The following is a 17,731-nucleotide window of genomic DNA, read 5'->3' as shown; positions in this document are numbered from 1 at the left end:
CAGGCTCTACAGCTTTTATTGTTCGAAGTTGCTGTACTCCCGCTTCATGACTGCCTCAGCATTGATTAATGAAACACTACTGCTCGGCAAGCATTCATTATTGAGACTTTTTCGGTGATAGCCAAGTCAAAATGTCAGCATTACTGTCAGCCTTGTTATACAACTGCCTGGCAAGTGCTTCTAGGATGTCTGGCAAACAAACAGCCATTTAAAGGAGTATTACCATGGCTTTATCCATCAACCTGGAAGATCACTACAACTACACCCTGCTGGAAGTCCAGGGCAAAGTCGACTCGGTCACATCACAAATGCTGGATCGAGCCATCGAGGCAGCGACATTTGAAGGCAATCGCCACCTGATTCTGGATTGCTCTCAGTTATTCAGCATCAGCAGTGAAGGTTTGAGAGTCTTGCTGAATACTCGCAGTACCCTGACACTGCTTCACAGCCTGACTCTTTGCAATGTCTCGAGATCGATTCGCGCTTTACTGGAATTGAGTGGCATCTCGCGGTACATCAGCATTGCCAGTGATTTGGAAGAAGCTGAGTCCATGCTGTTTGAATCGGATGCCCAGCTGGGCAGGATCAGTTCGAATTAAATTGGCTTAATCCGATGAGAACGGATCCAGCGACAGCAATACCAGCTCAAGTCAGTACTGTCACTGTTGATAGGACAGGCTCTGCACCAAAGAGCCCTGTTCAAACTTTCTCTCCCTCTGATGTAAGACAGCGACTGCATGTTAGCAGCCAGAGTAATAAGCCCCTCATGTCCTATCAGGTTCGATCATCTAAGAAAGTAACCGTTTCAGAAGCAGCAGATCTCTTCAAGACAGCCAACATCTCTTTCAATGACCCAACCATGAAATCAGTGCTGGTTGACTTTTATATAGGGGCCAGTGAAGAGGAAAAGGTTCAATTCTGGCTGTCTATCCTCTCCAGCGATCAACATATAAGTTTCAAGCACTGGTTCTCCAAAAAAGCAATGGGCTTAAATTTTGAGCCTTATTGCGCAAGAGCCTACCAATTAATGTTCAAAGACAAATTTCCTACCCTGCCCATTCCTCTCAGTGAGCATATTGCCAGAGATGCCCCGGTTAACTTTATCTGGGTTGGAAGCCTTGTGCCGGATCGCTATTTGCAGCAAATTGAACGTGTTGCTCGATGCACACCCAGGAAAGAAGTCGTTTTATGGATTGATCGCACACTGCTAAACCCCGCTGATCAGCATTTAATGCGAGAACTACCTTCTTTATCCAGACTAAAGGGTCTCGACATAAAAGTGCTCGACATCAATGATGCCGATCTGGACAGTGCACTACCTGAATCACCAGGCGTACTCCATAGCATGATTGATTTTGCCAGAAGTGAATTAAAAGCGATGGAAGTAGTCAGCGATATTGTACGCTATGCACTGCTCGCTATAGGAAGTGAGGCTATTGACCGCGCTTCAGGGACAGCACGGAGTCGATCAAGTACTGGCATGATTTACCTGGATACCGACCGAGGACCACAAACTGATGAGACGGTTGAATGGGGGCCGATGAGTGCACCTGCAGGATTGATTTGCACAAAACATGGTAACAATGATGTTCTGGCGAGCGCCTACAGTGGGCATCCGATCCTGTTGGAAACACTGAAGACAATCAACAATCGCTTATCCCCTGCAGGAAAAGAGAAGTCTCTGCTCTACAGAAATAGCTTTGCGCATTACTATGACACCCTTCAAAAGACCGGCCCTTCCTGCCTGTTCGACACTTGTCAGCAAGTAACCGGGCATCCCGAGTCTATGGATGAATACCCGTACTTTCACTTCAACTCACCAGTAGCAGGTCCAGAAGTATGTGACGGTAACTGGTGGAAAACCGACAAGCCCCGTCACACCCATCACTGGACTCAGGAAATCACCTGAGCTCAGGCTTCCGTTGACTGGAATTTATCTTCCTTGTCAGCATGAGGAAGAATCATATTAAGCAATACAGCCGTGATGGCACAAAGACTCACTCCTTTGAGCGTAAATTCACCAAACGACAGAGCCAGGTTACCAATACCAAATACCAGAACAACTGAAACGATAACCAGGTTTCGAGGCTTACTCAGATCCACCTGGGCTTTGATCATAGTACTGAGACCGACCACAGCAATAGAACCAAACAACAGCATCATAATGCCACCCATAACCGGGGTTGGTATCGTAGCCAGAAAACCACCGACCTTACTGATAAAGGCTACTGCAACGGCAATAACGGCGGCCCAGGTCATAATCTTCGGGTTGAAAGCCTTGGTTAGCATCACCGCACCGGTCACTTCCGAGTAGGTGGTATTAGGTGGTCCACCCAGCATGGCTGCAGCTGAAGTGGCCAGACCATCGCCCATCAGAGTATTTTTCAGGCCAGGTTTTTCCAGATATTTTTTACCGGTTACCGAACTGATCGCGAGCATGTCGCCAATATGTTCGATGGCAGGAGCAATAGCTACCGGCACCATAAACAGAATGGCATTCCAGTTGAACTCAGGCGCGGTAAACGCCGGAATAGCGAACCATGGACGATCAATCACCGGTTGAAAATCCACAACACCCATAAATAAAGCCGTCAGATAACCTGCACCGATTCCGCAAATAATAGGAATCAGTTTGAGAATACCGCCCGCCATTGTGGAAACAACCAGCGTCACCACCAGAGAAATACCTGCCAGTAACAGTGATGTATTCGGATCAATAGCCGGGTTTGCCCCACCACTGGCCATATTCACTGCAACAGGGGCCAGTCCCAGACCAATCACCATGATCACCGGGCCTACAACCACCGGTGGAAACAGTCGATAAAGGATACCACTGCCTTTCAGTCGAATAATAAAGCTGAGCAGAACATAGAAAAGGCCTGCAGCCATCATTCCACCTAATGTGGCGGGTAATCCCCAGCTTTGAATACTGAAAGTAATCGGKGCAATAAAAGCAAAAGAAGAGGCTAGAAAGATAGGTACCTGGCGCCGGGTACAAACCTGGAAAATAAGTGTACCAATACCAGCCGTAAAGAAAGCCACATTGGGATCCAGCCCCGTCAGCAGTGGCACCAGCACCAGTGCTCCAAAGGCAACAAACAGCATCTGGCCGCCCATCAACATCTGCCGCCAGACAGGCATGTCTTCACCGTTCAGAGTCGCATCAGTCATAATCAGTCCCTTAAAAATAGACGCCCACATATAGCCAATAGCTGCCCAATAAAATCCAGGTCAACACAATGGCAAAGTAAACAACAGGATAATCACGCCGGGCTATAGGAATGACCAGCCAGGTGGTTTTCCTGGCCAGATCAGACAGCCCGTAGAGCAGCAGAAAAAGACCCCAAAGCCAGTACCAGTCAAAGAAAAATGCGACATAAACCACGACCAGACAGATCACTGCCGGACGTGGTGGTACTGTAACTGCAGTCCAGATTTTTTCAGGTAGGTTCATTTGGGAGCCGTTACTCAAACTCAACTCGTTGGAAATGCATTCCTTCCCTGAAACCTCTGCCGCGTTACTTGGTTCCGAAAATCTTATCTCCGGCATCACCCAGGCCTGGCATGATATAGCCATGCTCATTGAGGCAGTCATCCACTGAAGCGGTAAAGATGGTGACATCAGGGTGAGCAGCCAGCACTTTTTCAATACCTTCAGGTGCTGCAACCAGAACCAGGCAACGAATTTCCTTACAACCGGCTTTTTTGAGCATATCGATCGTGGCGATCATGGAACCTCCTGTCGCCAACATCGGATCCAGAACCAGAGCAATACGCTCATCGATGTCCTTAACCAGCTTTTCAAAGTAAGGAACGGGCTCAAGCGTCTCTTCATCACGATACAGACCGACTACGCTGACACGAGCGCTGGGCACCAGATCCAGAACGCCATCCATCATGCCAAGACCGGCACGGAGAATAGGTACGATGGTGATTTTCTTGCCCTTAATCTGCTTGACGGTGACATCGCCTGCCCAGCCATCAATCACATGATCTTCCAGTTCAAAATCCTTGGTGGCCTCATAGGTCAGCAATGAGCCTACTTCATTGGCCAGTGTCCGAAACCCTTTCGTACTGATATCTTTGGTACGCATGATGCCCAGCTTATGCTGTACCAGTGGATGCTTGATTTCCTGTACACTCATGTCAGTTCCCGACGCCTTCCGCTTGTTTCTGAGTCAGCCCATTTCACAGGCATAAACCTTTTTATTTTTACACAGCCTTTACTATTCMCCTATAAGTTTTTCTCACATTAAACCGCCGTGAACCTGCAACTTGCTGTTAACCTCTAATAAAGGTATTTTTGCTCTCTTTTTTGCTACGGTTCAACTTTTGCCTACACTGGCTGTTACCCAGAATCCTGACTGTTTACGGCGGATTTTGAAAAGCCAGATGTTAGCCAACGAACCGTTACCTGTTATTTCAACGAGGTTCCCAAACCATGTCTGTTGATCTCGACCATATTCAGCAAGTCTTCGACGAAGCTGACTGCCTGTATAATGAACAGCAGATAGAAGCAGCCATCAAAAGCATGGGCAGTGCAATTACTGAACAGCTGTCCAATAGTAACCCGCTGGTTTACTGCGTAATGAATGGTGGTATGGTCATTACTGGCAAGCTGCTGACTCACCTGCAGTTTCCGCTGGAAGCCTCTTACGTGCACGCCACCCGCTACCGTGATCAACTGACCGGTGGTCGTCTGGACTGGAGGGTACGCCCTTCTCAGGATATGAAAGGCAGAACGGTTCTGATCGTTGATGACATTCTTGATGAAGGTCACACACTGGACGCGATTGTTGACTTCTGCAAGGAGCAAGGCGCTGAACAAGTTCTGACAGCGGTACTGGTCGATAAGCTGCACGATCGCAAAGCCCGCCCAGGCCTTAAAGCGGATTTCTTTGGTCTGGAAATTGAAGATCGTTACATCTTTGGTTATGGACTGGATTATCAGGGCTACTGGAGAAATGCCAACGGCATTTTTGCTTTGAAGGGTCACTGATCCACTCAATCAGTTGAGCCAGGCTAGCGAGCAGCAGCCTGGCTTAATGGCCTTTTATCCCGGGAGAGTTCATTCTTCCCTGAAGCCCTTTTCTAATAGCAGCACGTTCCTGTTCAACTTCTTTGGGAACGGCTTTATGCTTTTTAAGCGCCGCTTTTTCTTCTACTGCCTGTTGCTTGCGAACTTCTTCCACCCCTTTTCTGAAATCCTTACCCTTACTGGCCTTGGCCTGGGCATCAACGGCTTCATGATATTCGTTCTTGAGTGCCTTCCTGTCACTGGAATGAGTTTCTACTTTACTTTCAAGCCGCCTCAACTCTCCCTCAAGGTTTGCTCTCAGCGTTTTGAATGATGCCTCTACACGGGTTTTAGCCTGCTGCTTTTGCTCAGGAGTCAAACGTTTGTTGTCATTAATTTCACTCAACCGCTGTCGTCTCATCTTTTTGATCCCTTTCAGCTTGGCTTTCAATGCCGGGATCTCATAATCTTTTCTTTGCTCATGCTCCATTTTCTGAAGAGCCAGCTCTTCTTTTTTGGCGGTGACTGTTTCGCCTAAAGCTTTTACCTCTGCCCGATAATCTGTCCACTTCTGTCGAACTTCTGCATCCGCCTTGCGATGCATGGTCTCTACTTCACGATCCAGCTTTGTGTGACGGAACTCCGCCTCTCTGGCTGCTGCTGAATCAATCCTTGGCTTCAGGGATTGACTGAGATTTCTAATCTCTTCTTTCAGCTCGGCTCTCTTGCCGGGCTCATCGTCACTGCCTCTTATCCTTCTTAATTCATGTCGGTCGGTGTCATAACTTTGAAAGCCAGGATCTTTATCGAAGGCGGCTCTGAACTTCGCCATCATCTCTTTTCGATCACCATACCGTTCAGCTTTTGAGAAGTCATAGGTTTTTCCATCCGGGGCTGGAAATTTACCTTTCTTGGGTGGTGCGCCCACCGTGTCATAAAGTTCAAGAGATTTGGCGTACTTTTGATCAAAATCCACCAGCTTTTTCTCAAGATCATTAGCTCTCTCTTTTAGCTGAGCCAACTCCTCTATCTTCCCATTTCTGGCAGTAAGATCTCTTTCCAACTCTTTATTGTGAACACCATTGATGAGTTCCTGAGGAACAGGCTTCCAGTTTTCATGCTTGAAGAAACGCTTCAGCTCGCCAAAGACATGGGCTACTTTTTGCTTAAAGGTTCGATCGGTGGTTTCTTTAGCCGGGCTGGCAGAACTTGATGACTCTGTGCCTACGTGCTTTTTGCCCTCCACTACTTCGCTTGTTCGTTCATGGACCGAAGTGTTCGAAGGGACTGATTGCTGAGACCTGCCATGCGGTGGGGGAGGCGGAGGTAAATAGTTAGGATGATTACGGGCTTCAATAGTGCGATTTAAACCCTGGGCTTTAGGCCTTGGGATGCCTTTGATACCAGAAGAGCCGTGCTGATCCGTTTGTATCGGACTTTGACCCCCTACTGAACCCGCTCCTGTCGACATCCCTGCTTCCTCTGAATTCTTTTCAGTCTATTCCGTTATATATTTAAGTATCATCTATCGCAGAGAGGCTTATCAGGCGAATCTATATCTTTTCGGAATAATTCATAGTATTTGATCCACTATAAAGGCGGTAATCGCCACAATCCCGACAATAACCGTAAACACATCGAGATAAATATTCCTGAAGTGACTGAGACTGGGCACTTTATACAGCGCATAGACCGGCATCAGATAGAGAATTGCGGCCAATACCGGAACCACCACCATCTCAACCATGCCGATTACACTCCAGTTTGCATACCCTGCCAGCCAGCATGTAATGAGACCAAAAGCCACCGTCCCCCTACGTAATGCCACTGGATTCAGAGGCTTGCGTCCGTTGTACTTAAGCCATTGCTGAGTCACCAGCCCGTGCATACCTTCCAGCGTCCCGAGATAAACCCCAAAGAAAGAACTGGCAATGGCCAAAAATGCAATCACCGGAGCAACCACAGCAAACATGGGATTTACGGAGCGGTTGGCCAGTACCGACAATACCGGGAGGTTAGCTTCTTTAGCCATTGCCAGATCCTCCGGAGTCAGGGTCAGAACACAGGAAAAAACAAAAAACAGAATGACCACCAGCAGCAACTGGGTATTGCGCTTTAAAATCAGACTGGTTTTCTGTGCACAGGACTCATTGTCAGGCATGGTCATTCGATAGGCCTGGGCAAAGGCTGAGCAAGCCGGTGAATGGTTGAATGAAAATACCAGCAGGGGCGTTGTCAGAAACAGCGTCAACAATAAATCATGGGTATTGAAAGGCTGGTCAAATGCCGCAAGATTCCAGTCAGGTATCAGGTAAATGGAAATACCCACCAGCACCACGACCAGAGGGTAACAGAGCAACTTGACGGCTCTGAGCATCCAGATTTCACCCACGTGCATGATCGCTACCAGCAAAGACACCAGACCAAGGCTTAATAGAAGTCTGGGTGGAGACTCAATGAACAGCTGATTCTCCAGAAAGCTGATGACAACGTTGGTGATCCCGATTCCGTACAGAAGCAGTATGGGGTAGATAGACAGGAAATAGGCCAGTGTCAGCACTCTGCCCGCTTTAACGCCAAAATGCTCATTGACAGTACCCGTAATATTGGAAGCTGGATTAGTTGAGGAAAGACAGAACCGAACCAGATTTCTGTGAGCCAGCCAGACCATTGGACCAGCCAGTAGCGACAAAACAATCAGAGGCCAGATTCCACCTGCACCGGCATTAATGGGAAGATAAAGTATACCCGCACCAATAGCCGTACCAAAAAGATTGAGCATCCAGCCAGTGTCTCGGGAACTCCAGCCTTTCCCCTGCCTTGGTTCAGAGTGAACGGCTTCATCGAGTTCCGTTTCCACGGTGCTGTCAGGCATAGCATCCCCTGCAGGATCAAAATGAATATAGGTCTTCAGGAGCAAAGATATAAAAGGCAGCAAGCAGTATAGACAGCAAAAATACCTTTCACCGCCAACACTTACAGTTTGAAACACATAGTGTACAATGCCGCAAGACAGCTACGTGTTGACCAGGAATAAAAATGAAGAAAGACAAGCAGAAAGTCATTGGTGAAGTACTGAGCGATGAGCGAATTAAAGAGCTGCTTACCCTTCAGGCCCCTGCTGGCGAAGACAAAGCTCTGCATATTCTGACTCGTGCCTACCGGGCTCTGAGGGCAGATGATTTTGAGCGTTTTTTACGCTTTTACTCAGAAACCGGCCTGGAGATCAACCCTGTCACATCAGAAGGCGGGTCATTCCTCTCCACCCTGGAAAAGCATCAACACGCATCGCCTTATGTTCAAGCTCTAAAGAACTGTGGTGCCAGCTAACACCTTGCACAAGATTTATTATTCGGAAGCCTGATCTGACAAAGGATTTGTCTCGAAATAACTTCCCGATTCACATACGGGTTCCGTTCACCCTGAGCTTGTTAAAGGGTCGTGGTACCGGGCTTCCTCTTCCAGCCATCTGCTGATAATACCGAATCTCTATCAAACTCCTATACTTCACTCCTTTAGAAGTATTCAGGAGATTGTCCATGTTTGGTGCATGGTTTAGAGACCCTCGCATACTGGCCTGTGCCATGGTGATGTTCAGCTCAGTTTCAAGCGCTTGTGATGAGTCCTCCATGGAAGAGAAGCTCGCTGCCTACAACCAGCATTATCCTGCCATCAGCTACCCAACCCTTCGGAAAGCCATGGACGCTGGTGAAGTCTTTATCATTGACAGCAACAAGGCAGAAACCTATAGCAAAGGTCACTTACCCGGGGCTCACTCCCTGGCAGAACGGACCACACTGGAAACCCGCCTTCCGGTTCTGAAAAGCTATCCCATTGTTGTTTATTGTGGTGGCCCCCAGTGCTACTCCTGGTTTTCAGGGGCTGATTTTGCTGCAGCCCATGGCTACACCAACATCATGCATTACAAGGGCGGCCTGAAAGACTGGAAAGAACAGGGAGATACCCTTTCAACCGGTAAGAATTAAAGATTTTCTCGAAATAATTTTCCAATTCGCATAGGAATTCCGTTCATCCTGAGCTTGTCGAAGGATACTGGTAATGCACTTCAACTGGCTCAGTGCGAACGGTATGAGGTTTAGCGCCTCGCTGCACTAGCCAGTTATGCATTATGCGGAACCCTCCCTCATAGCCGTTCCACACAACAGACTCTTCATAAAAGTGTCACTGCTTCGTCATTCGTCGCTGTCAGCCTAATGCCATATAAAAATTTCTTTATGCGTTCTATTACAAAACTTGATTGAGCAGCAGGCAGTCCTGCTGAACACAGTGCCTCAGAAAAGACAATAAAAACCAATAGAAAGGAAACCCTCATGAAAAAAGGAAGCCTGCTTCTGGCTACAGGTCTGGGACTCACCCTGACCGGAGCTACTTCGGCCAACAGCGAATCGCCACAGTACTGGGTAGACAATGGTAAAAAAGCTCTTGCTGCCGAGTTGAGAAGCTACCCCAACATGCGTTCCGCCAAAAACATCATTCTGTTTGTAGGCGACGGTATGGGTATGTCTACAGTGACCGCGTCCAGGATTCTGGAAGGTCAGTTACGTGGAGAAAATGGGGAAGAGAACGAACTATCCTTCGAACAGCTCCCCTATATGTCCCTGTCAAAAACTTACACTACCAACTTTCAGGTTCCTGATTCAGCAGGCACTATGACTGCCATGATGACCGGTGTGAAAACCCGCAGCGGTGTCCTCAATCTTGATCAAACTGTTGATCGTGGCGACTGCAACTTTTCAGAAAATAATGTTCTGACCACATTCTTGCAAACGGCTGAAGATGCCGGTCAATCAACAGGTGTCGTATCCACCGCTCGTCTGACACACGCAACACCTGCTGCCACCTACTCTGTCAGTCCAGACCGTGGCTGGGAAGACGACAAGGATATGCCTCAGGAAGCCAAAGATGCCGGGTGTGTTGACATTGCCAGCCAGCTGATTGATTTTGAATACGGCAACGGTATTGAAGTAGCCATGGGGGGCGGACGTCGCAGCTTTATTCCAGCCACCATGAATGACCCGGAAGACACCGACAGAACCGGTGAGCGTCAGGACAACAGAAACCTGACCGAAGAGTGGGTGGCAAACAATTCCAATTCGGCCTACGTCTGGAACAAAGAACAGTTCGACAACATTGATCCTCAGAACACCGACCACCTGCTGGGTCTGTTCAACCGTTCTCACATGGAATACGAAGCAGACCGTGAAGAAGACACCGGTGGCGAGCCTTCTATTGCAGACATGACCGACAAGGCCATCGACATTCTTTCCAAAAACCGTAAAGGCTTCTTCCTGATGGTGGAATCGGGTCGGATTGATCATGGTCACCATAGCGGCAATGCCTACCGTGCCCTGCATGACACCATTGCCTTCTCCAAGGCTGTTAAGACTGCCATGGAAAAAACCGATCCTCGTGAAACCCTGATCATTGTGACAGCAGACCACAGTCACGTAATGACTATTGCCGGTTACCCGCAACGGGGTAACTCTATTCTGGGCAAGGTCGTCGCTACTGACCGCCAGGGTAATCCCTCAGACAATGTACTGCTGGCAGCTGACGGCCTGCCCTACACCACCCTGGGTTACGCAAACGGTCCGGGCACCAATGGTAGCGGCAGTGCCCAGCGCAGAGTTGACCTGAACAACATGGATACTGAAGCCAGAGACTTCCGTCAGGAATCTCTTATTCCCCTGTATTCAGAAACTCATGCCGGTGAAGATGTCGCCGTTTACGCCGGTGGCCCATGGGCTCACCTGTTCAACAAGACCCAGGAGCAGAGTTATGTTTTCTATGTAATGAATCATGCTTCCCGGATCAATAAGCGTAAATGGTGGGCCTGGAATCAGTGGTAATGTGACAGGCAGAGGGTCTCTATACGGATAGAGACCCTCTGTTAAAGTTTACTGATGCTACACAACCCGTTTCTGAATCCCTGTCGTCCAAACTAAATGACCAGCCATTCTGACGACAGATATCTTTTACAATCAGCAATCCCAGACCATGTCCTTCCATATTGCCTTCTGTGGCTTTCAAACCGGGTCCGGTGTCCAGAACCTGTAGCCCCTGATCACTAACCACTATTTTTACTTCGCCTTCCCGTGTATAACTGAACGCGTTTTTAATGATATTACCCAGAAGAATACGCAGTACTGTGTCAGGGGCATTGATCATAACGGCACTTTTGGCATCCACTACCACCCGGACATCTTTCCCTTCCAGCAGCATCTGATTCTCTTCCACCAGCAGCTCAACAAACGACTGGTCGATCATACTCCTGGCTTCTATGCCGTTTTTTTTCTCCCTCACCAGACTGAGCAGGGTTTCAGAAATATCGGTCATATCCCGGCAAGCTCTTTCAAGTCTGACTCTTTGCTTTTCAAGAAATTCAGGCTCTTTTGAAATCTCAAGCAGACCCACCACCCCCATAATAACGGACAGTGGAGTTCTTAACTCATGACTTACATAACGACTGAATGACTTTTCTCTTTCAATACTCAACTGAATCCGTCGTCGATAATCATTCAGGGCCTGAACCAGTCTCATCTGCTCTTCTGAGAACATCCCTTTTTCCGATAAAGGGGATAGATCATCGGGGTTCCCCAAATCAATCAATCGCGCCAGGTCATTAAAGGGTCTGGCAATATTTTCAGACAACCGCCGAACAATAAGATAGAAGCTGACCAATATCAGTAATGAGGACAGGAAAACGCCTAATGTCAGGGTATTTTCCATATTCTGGGTCATTGTGACCGGTGTACTGTTTTCAACTATATAGAGTGTTTTTCTGTTACCTCTTATAATGGCCTCTTTAGCCAGCACAGTGACGACTGAATCGCCTTCGGTATCATCATCAAAATCAGCGCCACCACGCCAGTTCTTATCAAAATATCTCGTGACACTGCCCGGCATGGACTCATAACTGTCATAAGCAGTGGTCAGCTGATCCAGCACCTGAGGTCCGGTTGCTCCCTTCCTGTATTTCTCCAGTGCAAAACCCTGTAAAAACTCAGCTCGCCTTATGCTGACAGAGTCCTCAACATAATGAAGCACGGAAAAAAAAATTAAAAAGTTGAACAGTAAAACTGAAACCAGACAAATGCATATAGGGAGGGTAATTTGCCTGCGAAGCGAAGGAGGCAGTGGCATTGTATCGAACATTCAGGTAGATCCTTTTAACCGATAGCCAACTTTAGGCACTGTCAAAATCAGCGCCTGTTCAAAGGGTTTGTCCACAGAGGTTCTGAGCTGGTAGATGTGATTTCTGAGCGTATCGCCCTCGGGAGGATCATCTCTCCAGATGGCGTATATAAGCTCATCCCGAGTAACGACTTCCGGCGCTTTATCCATCAAAATTTTCAGGATCTTGAAGCAGGTTGGATTCAAACCAATAGGCTGTCCCTCCCTGATAGCACTGTGACTGGCCACATCCAGTGACAAACCACCATAAATCAGCTGTTTTTTAAAGACCGAGGGTGAACTGCGACGAACCAGGGCATTCACCCGGGCATCCAGAATCTTCAGATCAAAGGGTTTAATCAGGTAATCATCAGCTCCTTCTGAAAACCCTTGCAGAGTGTCGTCCGTTGTATCCCGGGCAGTCAGCATCAAAACCGGAGTGCTGACACCTGAAGTGCGGAGCTCACGACAAACTCTGAAACCGTCCATACCTGGCAGCATCACGTCCAGAATAATAATGTCGTAGGTATTCTCACAGGCCAGGCTCAGACCATTTTTCCCATCAGCTGCGTAATCGACTTCATGACCCGTACTTTCAAAATAATCAAGAATAACACCGGCAATCTCTCTGCTATCTTCAACTAACAGCACTCGCATTCCATATACCACCAAAGGAAAAGCAACAGGCCGTAGTATAACCAGCAGTCGGTACAAAAAATGTCTGCAAATGTTTAGACATTTTTATCACACGCTCATTTCTAGACTGGAATCCCTCTTTGCAGTATTTGATGGAAACTATAATGTCCCAGTCCGTTAGTCAGACACGGCATAGACTCCGACTCAGCAGAATAGCCTTCGCCCTGACCTTTTTTATTTTAATCCTGAGTCAGCCTGTGCTCTCTTCCTACCCAGCCCTTCAGAAAATCAGTTTCTGGGCTGGGTTATCCCTGATCGTCATTGGCGCCATGGGACGTTTTTACACCATGGCGTTTATTGCCGGCATGAAAAACAAGAAAGTGGTCGACTATGGTCCTTTCTCCCTGTGTCGAAATCCTCTGTACTTCTTCACGCTCTGCGGTGCTGCAGGTATCGGCGTTATGACTGGCAGCCTGATACTCACAGCCCTGATTCTGTTTATGTATTGCGTGACTCATATTCCCCAGATAAGGCATGAAGAAACGGTTCTGTCCCAACGTTTTGGAGAAGCCTACCGCCGATACAAAAGCAAAACCCCTGGCTTCATCCCGAATCTGGAGCTCTATCGCGCCCCGGATGAAATCAGTATCCGGCCCAAAGTACTTAACAAAGCAATGAGGGATGCCAGTGCCTGGATTATCTGTATTCCGGTCATCAGCCTGCTCAACGCAGCCAAAGTAAAAGAGTTCATTCCAGCCGCCTTTACTTTGCTCTAGGAGTCTGTCCCGTTTGTTGACAGGCTCGGATGCGAGTGGGAGCATTCAGTTGCTCCCTCATAATGCAGTAGAGATTGAGTCATGGAAAACCAGCCCGTTATTCAAGGTGTCATCGCCCGAAACTGTCATCCTGACGGGTGCTGGGAAGCGGTCAAACAACAAATCCTTTCTGTTAAACAACTGTCGTTTGAAACCCAACCTGATCTTAACGTTCTTATTCTCGGAGCTTCCTCTGGCTTTGGCCTGGCTACACGCATCGTCGCCAACTTTGGCCTCAGAGCGAACACTCTCAATCTTTCTTATGAAAAGCCCCCTTCAGAGAAAGGAACCGGATCGGCAGGCTGGCACAACAACCAGGCTTTTCAGACATTGGCTGAACAGGAAGGTCTGACCTCCATAAACCTGGTGGGTGACACTTTCTCGAATGACGTCAGAAGCAAGGTCAGGGAAACCATCAAAAAACAGTTGAATGGACGTGTAGATCTGCTGATATACAGCCTGGCTACCGGAGTCCGCCCCGATCCTCAATCAGGAGACCTCACTCGATCAACCATCAAACCCATTGGCGAACCCTATGAAGGATACACACTCGATCTTGAGCATGAGGAGATCAAACCTGTTGCCCTTAAGCCTGCATCTGAACAGGAGATTCAAGACACGGTAAAAGTGATGGGGGGAGAGGACTGGTTTAACTGGGTGCAAGAACTACAGGAAGAACGATTGCTCGCAAAAGGCTTCAGAACCATGGCCTATTCCTATATAGGCCCACAAATCACCCACGCGCTCTATCATCAAGGCACCCTGGGACGAGCCAAACAAAACCTGCAGGAATACGCCGATCGCTTGAATGCATTGCTGGAAGGGAACAACGGGGGAGCCTGGTTAGCGGTCTGCAAAGCGCTGGTTACCAAAGCCAGCGTATTCATCCCCGGACTGGGTCCCTACCTCATGGCGCTCTACAAAGTCATGAAACAGCAAGGTTTGCATGAAGGCTGTATCGAACAGATGATCAGGCTTTTTGTTGATAAGCAGGCTTTGGGAAAACCTGTAGAAGATGCCCAACGCCTGATCAGACTGGATGACTGGGAGCTAAAAGACTCTGTTCAAAATGAAGTTTCTGTATTGCTCAAACAGGCGACACCGGAGAACTTTAAGGACGTACTGGATTATCGTGGTGTCAGAGAGGATTTTTTGAAATTGAATGGTTTTGAACATATACTGGCTCACTAACTGCTTAAACGTTTCGGGCCCCAACCCCTTATTTAAGCCGGATATCCTCTACATACATGCCTCTATACTCCAATGGAATCTTGTTCTTTGACTTTCTTCTTGAACAAGATGATGGCCGACCATCCGGATATATAACACAACCATTCTCAGCGAAGCCTTTTCCAAGGGTCAATTTCAGGCATTTGCTTGCAACGCCTTTCTTGGTTGAAACAACCCCTGCCAGACAGTCCCCGTCATCCAGAAAACTAACCAGCCTCTTAACAACTCTTTCAGAACTCTCAGGGTTTTGCTTCTGGGCTTTAAATGCCCATACTTGACCAGGTTCAACTATTTTTCGACCAGCTGCATCATAAGTAAAGCTGCAGGCTTTAAGGTCAATAGTCTTATCATTTTGTTTGGTTAAGCACATGGGCGCGGCTGATCTGAGACCTCGATTAACTGGAGTCAGAACACCAAAGTCTGACCAGGCATTGCCGTAGCGTTCCATCCGAAAGAGTTGACCAGTACCCTGATCTTTTTTCTTGATACAACTTTGTTTTTCAATACTAACAAGATCAAGTTTTTCAATTCCGGGTGGTTTCAAACCCTCGCTGTATATCCTGAACAGCTCATAGAATATCATTGAAATCCCTAACACTTCTCCAACTTGTTGTGTGACACCGTACAAAAACTGGTAACTGCCCACCATAACAATTATCCCAGATCTGAATAGATTTCGTTCAACCAGTTCATTAAGGCTTAAGGATAAAATGGCAATTCCGAAGAAATTGCTCGCCAAGTTGCTTCCATACATAAGGGAAAAAACATAGCTGACAGCTAATCCACTGAAAAAATAGTTCATAAGAAACTCCCTTTCTCCAGCCCCACCCGGATCAAATTTATAATTCAGGCATTCCCGGTTGTTTGCCAGAGATCCAGGCTTGCCTGCTTCTCTCAGAGTAAAGAGTGTAGAACGACTTAGATCTTCAACAGGAACAGGAATTTTTTCAGGAAAAAATAGTACTACCGCTTCTACTAAAGTATGAAGTGAACGACTGGTATTATTTTGAAGTGCGAAGGCCTCAGCTTGCTGAGTGAATACATTTATTATGACAATCAAAAGGAGAAAGGCTCTATTTTTTTTATACAGGGTTTGAACCACACGATCGTCACTTGCTCTATTCATAAATCGTAACGTCTTTCATACGAGTTATTTTAAAAAATAAATATTAGCTCATTTATTCTTATCCGCCATGCCGGGATGTTAACGACTGGAAACTCATTGCTTGAATGAAGTTAATTTGCCCTGGTAAGAACTTAGAATGGGAGAAATTCAGTATGGGAAGGTACTATGACCTTCCCCACTACCTGATATCTTCAATTAACCAGAGATAGCAGGATAATCGGTATAACCCTGAGCGCCACCCTCATAGAAAAATTCAGGTTTGGCTTCTGTCAGGTCGGCATCCTGTTTGAAACGTTCGACCAGATCAGGATTAGCAATAAACGGAACACCAAAAGCCACTGCATCCAGTTCTTGTGAGTCTATGGCGCCTAATGCCTCATCTTTGCTGTAACCCATATTGCCGATCAGATTGCCTTTATACAGTTCCCTTGCCGGCGACATGACATCAGCCTGCTGTTCCCCGGCAAAATCACTGCGCATCAAGTGCCAGAATGCCAGCTGGTAGTCGTTGAGTTTTTCAGCCAACCACTGAGTCAAACCAACAGGGTCACTGTCTTTCATACTATTGAACCCGTTCAGAGGAGAAGTACGCAAACCCACTTTACCTGCACCCCAAACTTCAACCACAGCGTCCAGCACTTCAAACATTAAGCGAGCACGGTTCTCTATAGGGCCACCGTAAGCATCAGTACGCTTGTTACTGCCATCACGGAGGAAGTTATCCAACAGATAACCGTTCGCACCGTGCACTTCTACCCCATCAAAGCCTGCCTCTTTAGCATTCAGTGCGGCTTGCCTGAACGCTTCAACAATGGCTGGAACCTCTTCAATCTCCAGCGACCTTGGTGTGGTGTATGGTAATTTGCCTTCCGGTGTATGAACTACGTCATCAATAGCCAAAGGGCTTGCCGCCACGGGAACCTTGCCATCGTTCAGAACGGGGTGGCTGGCACGTCCGCCATGCCAAAGCTGTAGAAAGATCTTACCGCCTTTTGCATGTACGGCTTCTGTCACCTTTTTCCAGCCATCAATTTGAGCCTGAGAGTAAATGCCTGGCTCATTCACGAAAGCAGACGCGCCTTCTGCCACCATGGTCGCTTCAGCAATGATCAACCCGGCGCCGGCTCGCTGGGCGTAATATTCAGCCATTATCTCGGTGGGTACATGAGCTTCGGCACGTGTACGAGTCAAAGGCGCCATGATAATGCGGTTAGCCAGTTGGACATCCCCTAACTGAACCCCGGAAAACAGATCGGATGGAGCAGACATTTCAATCCCTCAGATAGCTTTGGTTTATTTATGGGATAAAGATTAGTATTCTTATTTTTTGGAAACAATAAGGTTAATTGAAATTGATTGTTCGCGATTTGGAAACTATAGATTTCAGGACACTGTCGATCTTCGTCACAACCTGTCGGCTCATGAGCCTGACACTCTGTGCGGATGAAATGAGTCTGCCCAAGGGAAGGTGTGAACAAGTTCCTTGTGAGCTAATCTACCATCAGCTCATATTTGGAGTTCACCATGAAGAATCAGCTCACGTTTGCCGACTGCGAGTTCACCCAAAAAAAGCGACAGACTCGTAAAGAGAAGTTCTTACTCAGAATGGAGAAGCTGATTCCCTGGTCTCGATTAGAAGCCGTCATTGAGCCTTTTTATCCAAAGCCAGGTAATGGAAGACGCCCTTACCCGCTAGCAACCATGTTGCGTATT

18 protein-coding genes are annotated in these 17,731 nt (G+C 47.6%); 9 read left to right on the top strand and 9 right to left on the bottom strand.

All coding sequences use genetic code 11. The annotated features are described in order from the left end of the window. Positions 1 to 224: 224 nt before the first annotated feature. A complete protein-coding gene (locus WG89_RS17600; RefSeq protein ID WP_062268439.1) occupies positions 225 to 599 on the top strand; it encodes an STAS domain-containing protein in 375 nt (124 codons plus the stop codon). A 167-nt stretch (positions 600 to 766) separates the two neighbouring features. Further along, positions 767 to 1,909, top strand: coding sequence for a hypothetical protein (locus WG89_RS17595; RefSeq protein ID WP_172806845.1), 1,143 nt, complete (start codon positions 767 to 769; stop codon positions 1,907 to 1,909). A 2-nt stretch (positions 1,910 to 1,911) separates the two neighbouring features. Here WG89_RS17595 and WG89_RS17590 read toward each other — a convergent pair whose 3' ends face one another. The 3 genes from WG89_RS17590 to upp all read right to left on the bottom strand — a co-directional run bounded on the left by WG89_RS17590 (position 1,912) and on the right by upp (position 4,145). Beyond that, positions 1,912 to 3,171: a uracil-xanthine permease family protein gene (locus tag WG89_RS17590; RefSeq protein WP_062268472.1), complete on the bottom strand. Its 1,260-nt coding sequence runs from the start codon at positions 3,169 to 3,171 to the stop codon at positions 1,912 to 1,914. Positions 3,172 to 3,181: 10 nt separating this feature from the next. After that, the gene (locus WG89_RS17585; protein WP_153301656.1) at positions 3,182 to 3,454 is read right to left on the bottom strand and encodes a hypothetical protein; all 273 of its coding nucleotides are present in this window, start codon (positions 3,452 to 3,454) and stop codon (positions 3,182 to 3,184) included. A 64-nt stretch (positions 3,455 to 3,518) separates the two neighbouring features. After that, positions 3,519 to 4,145, bottom strand: coding sequence for a uracil phosphoribosyltransferase (gene upp / locus WG89_RS17580; RefSeq protein WP_062268436.1), 627 nt, complete (start codon positions 4,143 to 4,145; stop codon positions 3,519 to 3,521). A gap of 296 nt (positions 4,146 to 4,441) precedes the next feature. On the opposite strand from upp, the gene WG89_RS17575 reads away from it, so the two are divergent. Then, on the top strand, positions 4,442 to 4,999 hold the full coding sequence (locus WG89_RS17575) for a hypoxanthine-guanine phosphoribosyltransferase (RefSeq protein ID WP_062268435.1): 558 nt from the start codon (positions 4,442 to 4,444) through the stop codon (positions 4,997 to 4,999). A gap of 43 nt (positions 5,000 to 5,042) precedes the next feature. On the opposite strand, the gene WG89_RS17570 is transcribed toward WG89_RS17575, so the two are convergent. After that, on the bottom strand, positions 5,043 to 6,488 hold the full coding sequence (locus tag WG89_RS17570) for a hypothetical protein (RefSeq protein ID WP_062268434.1): 1,446 nt from the start codon (positions 6,486 to 6,488) through the stop codon (positions 5,043 to 5,045). 102 nt (positions 6,489 to 6,590) lie between these two features. After that, positions 6,591 to 7,892, bottom strand: a complete 1,302-nt coding sequence (locus WG89_RS17565) for an amino acid permease (RefSeq protein WP_079253899.1) — start codon at positions 7,890 to 7,892, stop codon at positions 6,591 to 6,593. 164 nt (positions 7,893 to 8,056) lie between these two features. Between WG89_RS17565 and WG89_RS17560 the strand changes: the two genes are divergently transcribed. The 3 genes from WG89_RS17560 (at position 8,057) to WG89_RS17550 (ending at position 10,887) form a co-directional block, all read left to right on the top strand. Next, positions 8,057 to 8,347: a PA4642 family protein gene (locus WG89_RS17560; protein WP_062268433.1), complete on the top strand. Its 291-nt coding sequence runs from the start codon at positions 8,057 to 8,059 to the stop codon at positions 8,345 to 8,347. Between the two features lie 209 nt (positions 8,348 to 8,556). After that, complete coding sequence (locus WG89_RS17555; protein WP_062268432.1) at positions 8,557 to 9,003, top strand: rhodanese-like domain-containing protein; 447 nt, start codon at positions 8,557 to 8,559, stop codon at positions 9,001 to 9,003. A 345-nt stretch (positions 9,004 to 9,348) separates the two neighbouring features. Then, on the top strand, positions 9,349 to 10,887 hold the full coding sequence (locus WG89_RS17550; protein ID WP_062268431.1) for an alkaline phosphatase family protein: 1,539 nt from the start codon (positions 9,349 to 9,351) through the stop codon (positions 10,885 to 10,887). Positions 10,888 to 10,906: 19 nt separating this feature from the next. Here the strand turns inward: WG89_RS17550 and WG89_RS17545 are convergent, their stop codons facing one another. Both WG89_RS17545 and WG89_RS17540 read right to left on the bottom strand, forming a co-directional pair. Continuing rightward, entirely contained in the window at positions 10,907 to 11,986 is a 1,080-nt protein-coding gene (locus WG89_RS17545) for a sensor histidine kinase (protein ID WP_172806844.1), read from the bottom strand. A 207-nt stretch (positions 11,987 to 12,193) separates the two neighbouring features. Beyond that, a complete protein-coding gene (locus WG89_RS17540) occupies positions 12,194 to 12,868 on the bottom strand; it encodes a response regulator transcription factor (RefSeq protein WP_062268470.1) in 675 nt (224 codons plus the stop codon). A 143-nt stretch (positions 12,869 to 13,011) separates the two neighbouring features. Between WG89_RS17540 and WG89_RS17535 the strand changes: the two genes are divergently transcribed. Together WG89_RS17535 and fabV are read left to right on the top strand one after the other, a co-directional pair. Then, on the top strand, positions 13,012 to 13,623 hold the full coding sequence (locus tag WG89_RS17535; RefSeq protein ID WP_062268429.1) for a methyltransferase family protein: 612 nt from the start codon (positions 13,012 to 13,014) through the stop codon (positions 13,621 to 13,623). 81 nt (positions 13,624 to 13,704) lie between these two features. Further along, positions 13,705 to 14,853: an enoyl-ACP reductase FabV gene (gene fabV, locus WG89_RS17530; protein WP_062268428.1), complete on the top strand. Its 1,149-nt coding sequence runs from the start codon at positions 13,705 to 13,707 to the stop codon at positions 14,851 to 14,853. A 28-nt stretch (positions 14,854 to 14,881) separates the two neighbouring features. On the opposite strand, the gene WG89_RS17525 is transcribed toward fabV, so the two are convergent. Together WG89_RS17525 and WG89_RS17520 are read right to left on the bottom strand one after the other, a co-directional pair. After that, positions 14,882 to 16,018, bottom strand: a complete 1,137-nt coding sequence (locus WG89_RS17525) for a hypothetical protein (RefSeq protein ID WP_062268427.1) — start codon at positions 16,016 to 16,018, stop codon at positions 14,882 to 14,884. A gap of 195 nt (positions 16,019 to 16,213) precedes the next feature. Then, positions 16,214 to 17,287 (bottom strand): alkene reductase, encoded by a 1,074-nt coding sequence (locus WG89_RS17520; protein WP_062268426.1) that lies wholly within the window; start codon positions 17,285 to 17,287, stop codon positions 16,214 to 16,216. 255 nt (positions 17,288 to 17,542) lie between these two features. On the opposite strand from WG89_RS17520, the gene WG89_RS17515 reads away from it, so the two are divergent. Further along, positions 17,543 to 17,731, top strand: a 189-nt coding sequence (locus tag WG89_RS17515; protein ID WP_479686494.1) for a transposase, incomplete at its 3' end; no start/stop codon positions are given.

The organism is Endozoicomonas arenosclerae, assembly GCF_001562015.1.
GTDB lineage: Bacteria > Pseudomonadota > Gammaproteobacteria > Pseudomonadales > Endozoicomonadaceae > Endozoicomonas_A > Endozoicomonas_A arenosclerae.
Note: the sequence above shows the minus strand (reverse complement) of the source record. Positions and strands in the feature narration are given on the sequence as shown.

Bases quoted from the DNA above. Each gene is read 5' to 3' on its own strand.
- WG89_RS17535 (WP_062268429.1), top strand. From the start codon at position 13,012: ATGTCCCAGTCCGTTAGTCAGACACGGCATAGACTCCGACTCAGCAGA.
- WG89_RS17585 (WP_153301656.1), bottom strand. From the start codon at position 3,454: ATGAACCTACCTGAAAAAATCTGGACTGCAGTTACAGTACCACCACGT.
- WG89_RS17565 (WP_079253899.1), bottom strand. From the start codon at position 7,892: ATGCCTGACAGCACCGTGGAAACGGAACTCGATGAAGCCGTTCACTCT.
- WG89_RS17555 (WP_062268432.1), top strand. From the start codon at position 8,557: ATGTTTGGTGCATGGTTTAGAGACCCTCGCATACTGGCCTGTGCCATG.
- WG89_RS17540 (WP_062268470.1), bottom strand. From the start codon at position 12,868: ATGCGAGTGCTGTTAGTTGAAGATAGCAGAGAGATTGCCGGTGTTATT.
- WG89_RS17525 (WP_062268427.1), bottom strand. From the start codon at position 16,018: ATGAATAGAGCAAGTGACGATCGTGTGGTTCAAACCCTGTATAAAAAA.
- WG89_RS17575 (WP_062268435.1), top strand. From the start codon at position 4,442: ATGTCTGTTGATCTCGACCATATTCAGCAAGTCTTCGACGAAGCTGAC.
- WG89_RS17570 (WP_062268434.1), bottom strand. From the start codon at position 6,488: ATGTCGACAGGAGCGGGTTCAGTAGGGGGTCAAAGTCCGATACAAACG.
- upp (WP_062268436.1), bottom strand. From the start codon at position 4,145: ATGAGTGTACAGGAAATCAAGCATCCACTGGTACAGCATAAGCTGGGC.
- WG89_RS17560 (WP_062268433.1), top strand. From the start codon at position 8,057: ATGAAGAAAGACAAGCAGAAAGTCATTGGTGAAGTACTGAGCGATGAG.
- WG89_RS17600 (WP_062268439.1), top strand. From the start codon at position 225: ATGGCTTTATCCATCAACCTGGAAGATCACTACAACTACACCCTGCTG.
- WG89_RS17550 (WP_062268431.1), top strand. From the start codon at position 9,349: ATGAAAAAAGGAAGCCTGCTTCTGGCTACAGGTCTGGGACTCACCCTG.
- WG89_RS17520 (WP_062268426.1), bottom strand. From the start codon at position 17,287: ATGTCTGCTCCATCCGATCTGTTTTCCGGGGTTCAGTTAGGGGATGTC.
- WG89_RS17595 (WP_172806845.1), top strand. From the start codon at position 767: ATGTCCTATCAGGTTCGATCATCTAAGAAAGTAACCGTTTCAGAAGCA.
- fabV (WP_062268428.1), top strand. From the start codon at position 13,705: ATGGAAAACCAGCCCGTTATTCAAGGTGTCATCGCCCGAAACTGTCAT.